The sequence below is a fragment of the Secundilactobacillus hailunensis genome, from assembly GCF_005405185.1.
GTDB classification, from domain to species: Bacteria; Bacillota; Bacilli; order Lactobacillales; family Lactobacillaceae; genus Secundilactobacillus; species Secundilactobacillus hailunensis.
In genome coordinates this window covers 12,643-27,368 of record NZ_BJDO01000035.1, presented here as the reverse complement: position 1 = coordinate 27,368, position 14,726 = coordinate 12,643, and the positions used below count along the sequence as shown (strand labels likewise).

The 14,726-nt window shown below is 42.3% G+C and carries 6 protein-coding genes; 1 reads left to right on the top strand and 5 read right to left on the bottom strand.

Annotation, left to right across the window (positions count from 1 at the left end; translation table 11 throughout):
* Positions 1–159 precede the first annotated feature (159 nt).
* The 3 genes from FFM73_RS12910 to FFM73_RS09115 form a co-directional block, all read right to left on the bottom strand.
* A complete protein-coding gene (locus FFM73_RS12910) occupies positions 160–7,350 on the bottom strand; it encodes a mucin-binding protein (RefSeq protein WP_171001265.1) in 7,191 nt (2,396 codons plus the stop codon).
* A gap of 572 nt (positions 7,351–7,922) precedes the next feature.
* A complete protein-coding gene (locus FFM73_RS09120; protein ID WP_137631445.1) occupies positions 7,923–10,235 on the bottom strand; it encodes a glycoside hydrolase family 31 protein in 2,313 nt (770 codons plus the stop codon).
* 31 nt (positions 10,236–10,266) lie between these two features.
* Positions 10,267–11,562: an SLC45 family MFS transporter gene (locus FFM73_RS09115; protein WP_137631448.1), complete on the bottom strand. Its 1,296-nt coding sequence runs from the start codon at positions 11,560–11,562 to the stop codon at positions 10,267–10,269.
* Between the two features lie 298 nt (positions 11,563–11,860).
* Between FFM73_RS09115 and FFM73_RS09110 the strand changes: the two genes are divergently transcribed.
* Entirely contained in the window at positions 11,861–12,886 is a 1,026-nt protein-coding gene (locus FFM73_RS09110) for a LacI family DNA-binding transcriptional regulator (RefSeq protein ID WP_137631444.1), read from the top strand.
* A gap of 145 nt (positions 12,887–13,031) precedes the next feature.
* Here FFM73_RS09110 and FFM73_RS12785 read toward each other — a convergent pair whose 3' ends face one another.
* The gene (locus FFM73_RS12785) at positions 13,032–13,802 is read right to left on the bottom strand and encodes an LPXTG cell wall anchor domain-containing protein (protein WP_171001264.1); all 771 of its coding nucleotides are present in this window, start codon (positions 13,800–13,802) and stop codon (positions 13,032–13,034) included.
* Between the two features lie 707 nt (positions 13,803–14,509).
* Positions 14,510–14,726: hypothetical protein (locus tag FFM73_RS12935; protein ID WP_206750972.1), on the bottom strand; the 217-nt coding region annotated here is incomplete at its 5' end.

Genomic DNA, 14,726 nt, shown 5'->3' with positions numbered 1-14,726 from the left:
TCCAGTGCTGTGTGTTTGGATCTAGGCATACAAAAATCCCTCCATAGTCATCAAATGAATTATTGTATTTCATCTGACAACCATAAAGGGATTATCGCATCGTGATGATCTGGGCCTTTTACATTGTCTCAATAATCTATTGAGCTATATTATCTATTTCTAATCTTCATCATGTTTTTGACGCTTATCAACAATACCAAGCACGAACAACAAGCTCATCAAACTTAACCCAATCTGTGAAAGAACTCGATTACCAGTTTGCTCATTAGTTTGCGGCAACTGATTTCGTGCTATCGAAGCTTGAGAATGCGTAGTTGAATGAGGTTTCGTTGTCAGCGCAGATGTAACCGAATTAGTACCCGTTACAGTCTTAGACTGACCAGTTACGTCATTATTAGAATCCGTCTGATGATTGATACGAGTGTCTCTTTGAGCATCACTTTGCACTGGATCACTGGCACCCACTGCTTGACCAGGATCATCAACTGCAGTGACATCGCTATCAGAAATAACTGAAGTAGCGGTTCTAGATGGCTTGCCAGCAGATGACCGACTGGCTTGAGTATCATCACTCGTTACACTTAATCCATCTGAAGCTACTTGGGTAGGTTGAGTATCGTTACTCATTTTATCCGGTAACGTTTGAGTATCAACTTGATCACCATCAGCTGAATTATTAGTCTGTGTATTATCATAATAATTATCTGGTGTAACTGATAATGTACCTGCATCAACTTGATTACGAACTTGAATGCCGTCATCTAGCTTACCAGATTGAGTATAGTCGTAGTAAGCATCTGGTTTAACTGATAATGTGCCAGCATCAACCTGGCCACGAACTTGAATACCATCATCTAGCTTGCCGGACTGAGTATAGTCGTAATAAGCATCTTGACTTACGCTAGGTGCATCCGTTGGTACTTCAGCACGAACTTGCGGATCAGTCGTACTTAACTGACCTTTCTGTGTATAGTCGTAATAAGCATCTTGACTTACGCTAAGTGCATCCGCTGGTACTTCAGCACGAGCTTGCGGATCGGTCGTACTTAACTGACCTTTCTGCATATAGTCGTAATAAGCATCTTGACTTACACTAGGTGCATCCGTTGGTACTTCAGTACGAACTTGCGGATCGGTCGTGCTTAACTGACCTTTCTGCATATAGTCGTAATAAGCATCTTTCGTTACACTAGGTGCATCCGTCGGCACTTCAGCACGAACTTGCGGATCGGTCGTGCTTAACTGACCTTTCTGCATATAGTCGTAATAGTCATCACGGTTTACTGAAACACCTGATCCCGCTTGACTTTGAGCTTGCGAATCAGCTGTATAAGTAATAGTTTTATTTTGATCTTCTGGTTTATTATTACTTTTGGCATTGGTAAAGGTAACACTTAGATTATCAGCAGTATAACCCTCAACTATAGCTGCAGTAATGGTACTGGTTTTATCAGCATCCGTAGCTGGAGTATAAGTGGTACTATCATTTACTTTATCGGTATTGATAGTCCAATTAACGATAATAGCACTATCAGCTAATTTAACATTTGCTGGTAAGCCTTGATAGGTCACAGTATTAGTCGTAGTCGTTGCTGAAACAGCATGTTGATGGACTAAATGAACAATGATTGGATCATTACCAGCAGCTTTAAAAGTATATGAGCCACTAGTAACTTGGCCTTTAGCTACATCATAATTAGGTTTATCAGGAGCGTCCCAAGCAATTGTGCTATTGGTTTGACCTGTAATATCAGTTGGCATACCAACTAGTGCACCGTTATTATCATCATCTACATATTGAACTTGTGCGTTTTGTGAATCAGCTTTGTAAGTCACCGTAACCGTTTCGTTAGCAGGTATCTTGCTGGTTTCAACAGGACCATAAGCCTTTTGAGCTACTTGAGAATCATCAGCAGTATAACCAGCAATGGTTGGCGTAACTACTTGGTAATAAGCATTGGCTGAAGTCGCTACACTTTGACCAGTTGCTTGATCCGTAGTGGTGTTCCAGTTCATTGTTTGCGTCTGAGTTTCTGGGTTTTGACCGCGATAATTCAAATCATTAACCACATAATTGATAGTTCGGGTAGTGGTCTTATGACCATTTGTAATAACGTGAGTTAAATGAACATCAACGGTTTGCTTTGGAACAGCAGTAAAGGTATACGTGCCATTAACAGCTTGCTTATTAGCTAATTGATAACCAGCTGGCTTATCAGTCGTAGTCCAAGCAACTGTACCATCGGTTTGACCTGCAATACCGGTTGATGTGCTTACTACAGCATCTTTATTATCATCGTCAATGTATCGAATTTGAACGTTTTGCGGATTAGCCGTATAAGTAATGGTTTGCTTTTGATCATTCGGTCTTGCGTTACTTTTGGCATTGGTAAAAGTGACACTTGGATTCTTAGCGGTGTAACCATCAACTGCAACCGCATTAATAGTGCTAGTTTCATCAGCAGCTGTATCTGGAATATAAGTCGTCTGCTTATTAACTTGATCCGTATTGGTCTTCCAATTAACAGTAACTACACTATCCTTTGGCGTAACATTCGTTGGTAGTCCAGTATAAGAAACGGTATCGGTGGAAGTAGCGGTGCCAAGTACGTGCTGATGAACCAAATGAATGACGACTGGAGCATTATTAGCAGCCTTGAAAGTATATGAACCATTGTCAGCTTGATCTTCAGCTAAGTCATAATCAGTAAATTTATCAGCCTTCCAAGTAACCGTACTGTTAGTTTGACCTGTAACATCAGCTGATGTGCCAACTAAGGTACCGTTATTATCATCATCTACATATTGAACTTGGGCGCGTTGTGAATTAGCTGTATAGGCAATGGTTGCATTTTGATCAGCTGGCTGAGTATTGGTAAAAGTAACGCTTGAATTATTAGCCGTATAACCATCAACTTCAGGTGCAGTAACGGTGCTGTTTTTATCAACATCTGTAGCTGAAACATAAGTAGTCGTATTATTTACTTTATCCGTATCACTCTTCCAATTAACCGTAACTACACTATCCTTTGGCGTAACATCCGTTGGTAGTCCAGTATAAGAAACGGTATCAGTGGAAGTAGTGGTTCCAAGTTCGTGTTGATGAACTAAATGAACGACTACTGGACCATTATCAGCAGCCTTGAAAATATATGAACCATTGTCAGCTTGGCCTTTAGCTAAACCATAATTAGTAAATTTATCAGCTTTCCAAGTAACTGTACTGTTAGTTTGACCTGTAACATCAGCTGATGTGCCAACTAAGGCACCTTTATTATCATCATCTACATATTGAACTTGAGCGCTTTGTGAATTAGCCGTATAGATAATGGTTTCATTTTGGTCAACTGGCTGAGTATTACTTTGGACATTGGTAAAAGTAACACTTGAATTGTTAACTGTATAACCGTCAACTTTCGGTGCAGTAACCGTGCTGCTTTCATTAATATCTGTAGTTGGCGCATAAGTAGTATTACTATTTACTTTATCCGTATCAACATTCCAATTAACAGTGGTGGCACTCTCTTTTTGTTTTGCGTCTATTGGTAAGCCTTGATAGATCACCGTATTAGTCGTGGTCATTGCTGAAAGTTCATGCTGATGTCTTACTTGAATTTGAATATTAGCATTGTCTTTGGCTTTAAAAGTAACGGTCCCGGTAGCCTGTGTGTCAGTCACTAATTCATAATTGGCGGGAATCATGACGGTATAAGTTTGTGATCCATCAGTCACACCCTTAATGGAGATTGGATCTCCAACTGGTTGATTATTATCGTCACTGTCAATTAGTTGAACTTCAACACTTTGAGCATTAGCCGTATAGGCAATGGTTGCACTTTGATCAACTGGTTGGGCGTTGCTTTGGACATTGGTAAAAGTAACACTTGAATCATTAGCCGTATAGCCGTCAACTTCAGGTACAGTAATGGTACTGGCTTTATCAACATCTTTAGCTGGAACATAAGTAGTCGTATTATTTACTTTATCCGTATCAACATTCCAATTAACCGTAACTACACTATTCTCTGGAGTAACTGGTAGCCCAGTATAAGTAACGGTATTAATGGAAGTAGCGGTGCCAAGTTCGTGTTGATGAACTAAATGAATGACGATTGGGCCATTATCAGCAGCCTTAAAAGTATATGAACCACTAGCAACTTGGCCTTTAGCTAAATCATAATTAAGTTTATTAGCAGCGCTCCAAGTAATCGTGCCGTTGGTTTGACCTGTGATGCTAGTTGGTGTACCAACTGAGGCACCTTTATTGTCATCATCGACATATTGAACTTGTGCGTTTTGTGAATCAGCTGTGTAAGCCACCGTAACCGTTTCGTTGGCTGGTAATTTGCTGGCCTCAACGGAAGAACCATAAGCCTCTTGAGCTATTTGAGAATTATTAGCGGTATAGCCAGCAATGGTTGGTGCAGTTACTTGAGAATAAGCATTAAGTGAAGTTGCAATGCTCTGCTTAGTTGCTTGGTCTGTAGTGATCTTCCAGTTCATTGCTTGAATCTGAGCTTCTGGGACTTGATTGCGATAATTCGAATCATTAACCACGTAATCGATAGTTCGAGTAGTGGTCATTTGATTATTGGTAATAACGTGAGTTAAATGAACATCAACGGTTTGGTTTTGAGCAGAAGTAAAAGTATATGTGCCATTGATATCTTTTTTATCAGCTAATTGATAACCAGCTGGTAACTTATCCATGTTCCAAGTAACTGTACTGTTAGTAGTACCTGTGAGATTAATTGGTGTGTCAACTACGGTACCACCATTGTTATCATCGACGTATGCAATTTGAACACTTTGATGATTAGCCGTATAAGCAACGTTTTTACTTTGATTAACTGGTTTAATATTACTTTCGTTATTGTCAAAAGCAATCGTTGAGTCATTAGCTGTATAACCATCAACTTTTGGTGTGTCAACGTTGCTGGTTTTAGCAGTAGGCATATAGCTGATATTTTGATTTACTTGATCTGTATCGATATTCCAATTAACAGTAGCTACGCCATCAGCTAGAGTGACGTCACTTGGTAATCCAGTATAGGTCACCGTATTAGTTGTGGTCATTGTTGAAATAGCGTGTTGATGTTTTACTTTGACTTGAATATCAGCGTTATCTTGGGCTTTAAAAGTAACCGTCCCGGTAGCTTGTGCGCCAGTCGCTAATTCATAATTAGCAGGAATAGCAATCGTATAAGATTGTGATCCATCGGTTACACCATTGACAGTGAGTGGACCACCAACCAGTTGACCATTATCATCACTGTCAATCAGCTGAACTTGAACACTTTGTGGATCCGCCTTGTATTGGACAGAATAGGTATTATTATCTAACCCATTTTGGGGAATTGCGGGAATTTCTTTAGCCTTTGTCCAAGTATTATCCCCGTTCTTTGAATAACCAGAGGTATACCCCTTCACCTGTTGAATCGGAACTGCTGATGAACCAGCTGTAAGAACAATTTCGTGACCGTCTTTATCTTTAATCGGTGTTGTTTGTTGATCTGTAGTTGGTGCTTGGTTAAGTTCTACTGCTATAACGTGACCAAATGATGATTGGATTACTTTAGTTGGTGACTTACTCTTATCTGGTGTTGTATAATCATTAATCGTCCGCGTTACAGAATTGGTATCAGTATGTTTATAATAAACATTGATTGTGTTATAGGTTTTATTCTCAAAAGGATTTGAAAGTGTTTTGGTATTAACAACTTGCATCACGTCTTCTGGTTTACTTCCATCAGCAAGTTGATAGTTCCCGTCAGCATCAGTTCCAACTGCGCCCACGAAAGCATATCCATCAATAACTGGTGCACCATAATTAGCAGTATTACCAGTAGTCGTTTCGTTGACTGCCAGCGTGTTACCAACACTCGCATTAATCGTAGTGACTGGTTTTACCGCTTCACCGGTATCACTATCGATATAATTAACCGTTACCTGTTGGGAAACCTGCTGCAGACTGAAAGAGGTAATCCGGCCTTGAGCTAATACGTCCTTTCCATCGCCACCTAAAGCACCAAACAAGGCAATTGAGGTTGCTTTTGGTAATTTAGTTCCGCTTGTAACCACTTTTCCTGCAACATATGATGGATAATCAGGATTATAGACAGTCACTGACAATGTTCCACTAGTTTCATCAGTAGCAGTTTTAACACCGTTGTCCGGAATCCAATTAATGTCAAACAACATATCTAATGGATCACTAATCTGTTGCGCTTGCGTTGTAAGATATGGATTTCCCAAAAATGGATCAATTTCTTTAACCGAATAAACTGTTGAATACGGGTTATCTCCATCAGGATTATCTGCGTTAACACTACCGGAACCAAAATTTAACTGATTAAAGCCACCACCATATTCCCCTTTGGACGTTCTGGCAACCCCATCAGTCTGTCTAATGGTTAATTGGCCAGGAAGTGTATCGTGATCATCACGATATTGACTTTGATAACCATCGAATCCTAAGAAAGTCGTGTTCGGTTGATTTTGGATTCCGATATCAATTGAAGCGTCACTGTTGTCACCAATCCCTGCAACTTGGGGGTTAACTGGTTGTAAAATAACCCCCAAGCCACCGCCAGGATTATTGTGACTCATGCTCCACTCGCCCTGAATGTCAAAACCAGAAGTGGTATCAATTTGATTTTTGAAAGAATAGGAAGCCGCAACAGACGTGTTATCGGAAACCAATTTCACCCATTGTTTACCACTGGCATCGCGATAAACCTTACCGTAATTGTCTCCAACTTCTCCCGGCTTAGATACAGCAACGCGATTGTCAGACTTATTTTGTCCACCCTGTCCGGAAAAGTTACCATCTTCCGACGTATAGTAGGTACTACCGTCAACCGATTTATGTGTTTGATTCAAATCACCTGTAATATTCGTCGCCATATCAGCGTCAGAATCAGTCTTCTGACTTCCCCCAGTAGTTACTACTGGTTTAGTCGCCGACACATTGCCCTTATCATCGATATATTGATTATTTAACTGATCGATTGTTTTTAATTTTTGGGGTTCTTGAGATGTTTGATTGGAAGCATCCCCCGAATCTCCTGTATGTAGATCTTTTGAAGCTGGATCTTCAGTTTGAGTAGAAGTTGAGCTCGTTTGCGTGTTACCTGCAGCAGTCCCCAAATTCTTATCAGTCAACTGACTATTGTTAGCGCTACCAGTAGCGGGTGCGTTAACTGTTGTTGAAACATTAGAAGTAACAGCCGCATGCGCATCCTGGCTCAAAAACAGCCATGATCCACAAGCAATCATTGCAATGCTGGCATACAAAATTCGCTTCCCTGCTTTATACATCTTGTAATGTCTGGTCTCGTTACATTTCATGATCCTATTCTGGTTTTCCAAAACGATTCTTTCTCCCTTAGCGTTAATTTCAAATACTAAAAGTTTAAAACCTTTTACTAGATTAGGTTTAACTAATATCATATAACTATACAAATCCTGTTTTGTAGCTAATTAACCGTCCATCTACCTGATTTAAAACTGACGACATCCTATGCCAATCACTTTCAGATATCAGTTTTGTAATCCTCACCAGTATGGCGATTTTTTCACAATTTAAAATTCTATCTATCAATTACTAATGCTTGACAGTTGCAGTAAGTGTAACAAAAATGACACATCTAACATTATAATCCATCTGTAGCATTATTAATAGACTTATCAAACATAAGTCTAAAAAAATCGCTAAGCAACGCGATTGACGTCCTTAGCTAATTTCAAAATAAACAATAAATAATTAAGTCATCCATCCTGTTAATATCAAAATAAGACAATCAAATTACAAACTATATCATTTATAAACAAAAGAAGCCCTATTCTTCATAGGACTTCCGCAAAACACTTCACAAAGAAGTGTTCTTACAACAGTTTTAATTTATCACATCAAAACAATGTTATTTAGCAGCAACGTAACTGCCTGACTTGTCGTCAAACTTAAATTCAACCACCCGATCATTCAATTGAACGTCAATGGTTTGATACTGACCAGCATAACCATGGTGATCTAGCTTGATCTGGCAATTGCCATCAGCCGTCACGCTAACAACGTACTGGTTATATTCGCCCTTTTGATAGTTAAAGTCGATGCCATCATCTTGATAATGAGTATAAGTAGCAGCATTACCAAATAATCTGAATGTCATCTTCGTGTCAGGCTTGTCAGAAATGTGCTCAACAGCTTGACCCCAAGGCATTAACGTATCTTTCTTGATGAAGACGGGTAACTTGTCGATCGGCACGTTAGCCAGGATATTCGTCCGGCCACTGTGCTGAACGCCTGAATCCAGTGCGATCCACTCGCCTTCTGGCAGGTAAACGGCACGGGCGGTTTGTCCCTGTTGCACGATTGGGGCAACCAAGACATTATCGCCGACCATGTATTCATCGTTCATGTTTCGAACCGTCTCGTCATCGGGATAGTTCAAAACTAACGGCCGCATAACTGGTAAACCAGTTTCAGTTTCATTCTTAAAGCAATCGTAAAGATAGGGAATGAAGTGATAACGCAAATTCAAGAATTTACGGTAAATATCTAAGGTTTGTTTGCCAAAGACCCATGGTTCCTGGTTACGAACCTGCAAAGCACTGTGGTTTCTGAACAGTGGGCTAAATAGTGCTGCTTCGATCCACCGTGTTAATAATTCAGGTGTGGTATCAGCACTGAAACCACCAATATCAGTTCCGGCATAGCTGAAACCGCTGAGACCTAAATTACATAACTGCGGAATCGACATCTGCAAATGATGCCACAGACTTTGGTTATCACCAGTCCAGGCAGTGGAATACTTTTGCGTCCCAGCATAGGCTGCACGGGTAATCACGTATGGCCGCTTGCCAGTCGCATCCTTAATGCCGTTATACGTTGCTTTAGCCATGTTATGACCATAAACGTTATGCATCATTTTAGCGGTTGACGGTTGGTCTTCATCCGTCATGACCACGTCGTCAGGCATATCGCCATCAAAGGTAGCTGGTTCGTTCATATCTGTCCAGATACCGGCAGCACCCTTGTCCAGCAAGAACTTGCAGTGCTTACCCCACCATTTGCGGACGTCTGGATTACCGAAGTCTGGGAAGGCTGACTTGCCTGGCCATACCCGGTTAATGTAAACCGAACCGTCTTTATTTTTAGCGAAGTAGCCCTTCTTCAAGCCTTCTTGATAGATGTCGTAATCATCATCTTGCTTAACACCGGGATCTAGGATTGGAATGACCCGAACACCGCGCTTGCGCAACGAAGTCAAGAAGCCCTTAGGATCAGCAAACTTGTCGGTGTCCCAAGTGAACACCCGATAACCCTTCATATAATCGATATCAAAGTGAATCGCTTCGAGTGGTAAATGATACTGCTCGAACTTATCCACGATTTCTTCGACCCGTTTCGGATCCATACTGTAGCCCCAACGTGATTGCTGGTAACCCAACATCCAACGTTGCGGCAACGGTACGACACCAGTCAAATAAGTGTAGTCAGCAACCACGTCCTTCAACGTGCGGCCACCAAGAATGTAGTAGTTTAAATTCCCATCATCAGCTGAGTAAACGTAGTATTTAGCACTTTCCTTACCAAGGTCAAAGTGACTGCGGTAAGTGTTGTCAAAGAACAATCCGTATGGATGACCCTGCTTGATCCCAAACAGAATTGGAATCGACTTATACAGGTGTGTGAAGCTTTCAATGTGTGGCCGTGGTTCGTCAACGTTCCAGTTATCATATTCATAACCGCGCTTGTTCAGAAAACCGGTCTTATCGCCTAAGCCGTAGAACTGCTCGTCATCGTCCAGCTGGTTAAGGACTTCATAGTAGGTCTTGCTGGCTTCATCAACCGTTGCGACTTCGTGGCCTTCAGACCGCACGATCTTCTTATGAGCTGAATCAATGTTTTGGTTGATTGATTCCCGTTGCCCATCATAGTGGATGACCAATGGATGATTATCCTGATCATACACATCGACGTGTAAGTCTGCATCGACCTTAACCGTCAGTGCATCGGTTTTAATGATCACGTGATCGGCATCTTTTGACACTGCATACTTAGTGTCAACGGTCTTATCGCCTTCCACCGCGTATGAATGCGTGCTCTTACCGTAATCTTGAAAAACTTGGATGATCTCCGGTTTCACGATTGAGAACGTCAGGCTCTTGTTTGCCGAAGTCACTTCAACTTGTTGATTCTTATCCGTAAATTCAAATGAACTTGTCGTCATATTATCTATCCCTCTTACTTAAACTATAGAATTAAGCTGTCTTTCTTTCAACTTTGATAATCCCCATCAAAGCAGCACCAATCAACCATGAGATCCCACCAATCAGGATCATTGCTGGCATTGAATCGCCAACCATTGGGAAGATCACGAAACTGCTCAATGAAGCAATGATTTGAGGCAAGCAAATGAACACGTTGAAGAGACCAATGTAAGCACCATCGTTAGCACCATCAGTAGATGTCGTAAAGATGGCAAATGGTTCCGTGTGCATCGTTAAGAAACAGATCCCAATCAAAACAAAGGCGGCAATTAAAGCGTACTGACTGTGTGTAAAGGCAACCCAAATCATGCCTAAACCACCAGAAGCTAAACCGATTCGATACCAGAATGTACGTTTGTATTGACTAGTCCGTGACAAAACTAAGAAGCCGTATAGGATACCAACAACTGATTGAACAAAGGTTAAAACACCGTACCAGTTACCAGCTGATTGAAAGCCTGCAGAGGTAGCGTTAGCTGTGTGCCAGACGTTCTTGGCAACGGCACCAGTTGTGTAAGTCCAAAGATATTGAATACCAAAGTAAGCAAAGAACTGAATAAAGGCAACTTGCCAGAAAGTACTTGGTGCTTCCTTGATCAACGTCCAGTAAGACTTCTTCTTTTTCTTTTCTTTAGGATCAAAGTTATGGTAACTAGCGTAGGTAATTGGATCATATTCCTTAACAGAAACAATCGTGTAGATTGAAGTTGCCAGTAAAACAATGGCGGCAATGTAGAATGACAACCGAACTGACAGCGGAACGACCCCACGTTTAGCGATGTTAGCGACACCGATCCAAGTTAAGAAGAATGGGCAAAGGTTAGCTAACACACCACCAACGTTACTGAAGGCTTGTTGCCATGACCAGGCTTGATCTTTTTGATTTTCGTTGACCATGTCACCAATAATCATTCGGAATGGCTGCATACATGCGTTATTTGATAGATCCATTAAAATAATTGCAATTGAACCAAATAGCAAAGCAGCTAGCGACCCGAATCCAAAACCAAACGACCCGGCATTCGGCAACAGCACTAACACAATGGCTGCAAGTGGTGCCGCGAACATTAGAATCGGCATCCGTCGGCCAAAGCGCGGTGACCAGAAACCATCTGAGAACTTCCCTAAGATTGGTTGAACGATCATCCCAATTAACGGTGGGAAAATAAAGAAGAAACCTAGTTTAGTAGGATCCGCACCAATCGTTTGAAAAATCCGACTCATTTGCGACGTTTGTAGTGAAAACGCCATGTTAACACCGCAAAAACCAAAGGTAATGGCGAACATCGTTTTAAAACTTATATTTGGCAGAGAATGCTGTTTTTTCACATTGTTCTCTGTTTTGTCTGTAGCATTTGGATTGACAGCACTGATATTTTCATGCGAGCTTTCCAAATTAACATCTCCCAAAAGAAGTTTATGTAAACGTTTACAGTTATTAGTGTAGTTCTTACTGTAAACGTTTACAATAGCTTTAAACCAGTTTTTTGAAATTTTCTATGAACAAATTGCGCTTCATGCCTACTATTTCTAAGGCTGAGGGGTGATAATAAAATTAAAGATTTTTTTGAGGACGGACGATAGAATGAATTCAGAGAATAGAGTCACAATTAAAGATATCGCTAAAGCAACGCAGCTGTCCGTAGCGACCGTTTCGCGAATTCTGCATAAGAAGGGCCAGCATAACAGCCAGACCGTTAAACGAGTCACTGAGATCGCCAAACAGATGGGATATGTCCGAAATACGTCAGCCGCAGATCTGGTAAAGCAAAAAAGTCGCATCGTCGCGGTGATCGTGTCTGACACCAAGTCGAACTTTAGTGAACACATTATTGATGCCATCGAGGATAAAGCCATCCCAGCTGGACTCAACGTCTTCATCCTCCACGCCGGCAACCACGATGAACCCTCACAGGTCAGAGCCATCAAAACTGTGGTTGAACGCGCTGTAATGGGGATTATTCTGGTCTCACTGGAACTTAACGACCGTGTACTGGCAACGCTTAAAGACATCAGCATCCCCAGTATCTGTTTATCCACTTCGGTGAAGAACGCCACCATCCCCTTTGTGACTTCCGATAATTATCAAATGGGCTACACAGCTACCCAACTAATGATTGATAAAGGCCACACGAAGATTGCCCTAGCCGGTATTCCAACTACCGGTTCCATTAATTTACGGACGCAAGGTTACTTGGCGTGCATGGCTGATCACCATTTGCCCGTTAAGCCCGAATGGATTCACTATGGGTCGTGTACCTATGATGATGGCATCAAAGCTTGGCAAATGTACGCAAAAAAGCGTGAAATTACCTGCGCAATCTGTGCCAGTGATTTCACGGCAATTGGGTTGATGAACGCCGCCGCAGAGTCAGGAGTCAAGGTGCCTGACGATCTTAGCCTGGTCAGTTTTGACGGAACTGAGATGGTCGATATGGTGCGGCCCCGAATTACCAGTATCACCCAGTCATTTTATGATATGGGCTTAGCTGGCATTCAATATCTGATCAATGGCAAGGATGTTAAATCCGAATATTTACCATTTAAAGTCACGCAGCGTGATTCAACTAGGGTGCTAACCGCTGCAGAACAGGACAGTAAAAAGGACTAAGTCTAATATGGCTTAGTCCTTTTACATTGGTTTTGAAATCATAAAGAGTATCATCAATGGCACTTGTTTTTGGGGGAGCCAAGTTGACGATGCGCTTTTTTAGTGTCTAACCAAGTGATTTCATTTCATAATTAACCGTTTTCAATTAATCTTGACGCTTCTTACGTTTCAGACCCAATAGACCTAACACGCTCAACAATACTGTACCCAAAAGTGATTCTACACTTCCCTGATGCTCACTGGTTTGTGGCAGTTGCTTGCTGGTGTCTTGCTGGTTATTGATAGCCTGCTGCTGATTTGTTCCTGACGTAAGAACGTTTGCAGATGTGCCTGTACGCGATTCAGTAGAACCAGCTGACTGTTCAGAACCCTGGCTTAAGGTTGCCTGATTCTGTTCGGTTGCAAGCTCTGCGCTGCTTACTTCAGCAGCTGACTGACCGCGTCCAGTTGAAAGACCTGCACTATTCGCTTCAGCAGCTGAAAGACTGTGTTCTTGTAACTCCGCATAGCCTGCACTGGCATTAGTCTTGCGCGTTGCCAAACTTGCTGAACGACTAGCTTGATGTCCACTAGCACTTTGGGTAATGTTAGTCGCACTAGATCGGCTAGTTCGCTTAATTTGTTTAGCGCGCTGCTTAGTCTTGGAATGCTGGTTAAAGGCTTCACCTTTGTCTGAAACTCGGGTGATCGAGTTATCTGGTTTGGTAGCTGACTTAGCCGCTTGACTGACATTCTTAGTGGTGCTAGTTACTGGTTGCTTGGATTGATCAGTGGCTTGTGCAGCTTGGGTAGCTTCATTTTTCGTCTGATCGTCATTGGTCGGTGCTGCTGCAGGCTGAGAATCCACGTACGTTTGATGACTTGCTGGGTACGTGCTGTTATAGCCATCTTGATAGCCTTGTGGCTGCGTTGCCAAATCCGCTGATGCTTGACCAGCTAACCCATCATTCGTACCAGCAGCTGCACCAGCAGCCTTCGCATTCTTGTAGAACTGAGCGCCAGTTCGATGTCCAGTCTGATAACCAGCTTGATAACCGACAGTCTGATTGCTGTTATCGGTGGTCTTGTTAGCTGTACCATCGGTTTGACCAGCAGTTTGACCAGCTTGATAATTTTTATCATAGCTGACCTTACCAGCCGTATAACCCTTTTGATAGCCTGTACTATAACCTGCAGACTTACCCTTCAGGTTTGCAACTGACTCGCCATTCGATCCGGCAGTGGCACCAGCAGTGGTTCCAGCAATATCGTCGAGGTCGTAACTAGCTTTACCAGCTGTGTAACCACTGCTATAACCGTCTTGATAGCCTTGCGGTTGATTCTTGACGTCAGCGGCTGCTGCACCGGTTAAGCCGACCTGGTTGCCATCAATTGCACCCTGCTTCTTTTGATCAGCATAAGCCTTGTTTCCAGCTGTATAACCAGTCTGATAACCTTTGCTGTAACCAGCGGACTTATCCTTTAAATCTGCAGGTTGCTTGCCATTAGCTCCAGCGGTTGCCCCAGCAGTAGTCCCAGCAATGTCGTCAAGGTCATAACTGCCCTTGCCTGCTGTGTAGCCACGGCTATAACCGTCTTGATAGCCTTGCGGTTGATTCTTGACGTCAGCGGCTGCTGCACCGGTTAAGCCGACCTGGTTGCCATCAATTGCACCCTGCTTCTTTTGATCAGCATAAGCCTTGTTTCCAGCTGTATAACCAGTCTGATAACCTTTGCTGTAACCGGCGGACTTTCCTTTAAATCTGCAGGTTGCTTGCCATTAGCTCCAGCGGTTGCCCCAGCAGTAGTCCCAGCAATGTCGTCAAGGTCATAACTGCCCTTGCCTGCTGTGTAGCCACTG

Bases quoted from the DNA above. Each gene is read 5' to 3' on its own strand.
- FFM73_RS12910 (WP_171001265.1), bottom strand. From the start codon at position 7,350: ATGAAATGTAACGAGACCAGACATTACAAGATGTATAAAGCAGGGAAG.
- FFM73_RS09120 (WP_137631445.1), bottom strand. From the start codon at position 10,235: ATGACGACAAGTTCATTTGAATTTACGGATAAGAATCAACAAGTTGAA.
- FFM73_RS09115 (WP_137631448.1), bottom strand. From the start codon at position 11,562: ATGTTCGCCATTACCTTTGGTTTTTGCGGTGTTAACATGGCGTTTTCA.
- FFM73_RS09110 (WP_137631444.1), top strand. From the start codon at position 11,861: ATGAATTCAGAGAATAGAGTCACAATTAAAGATATCGCTAAAGCAACG.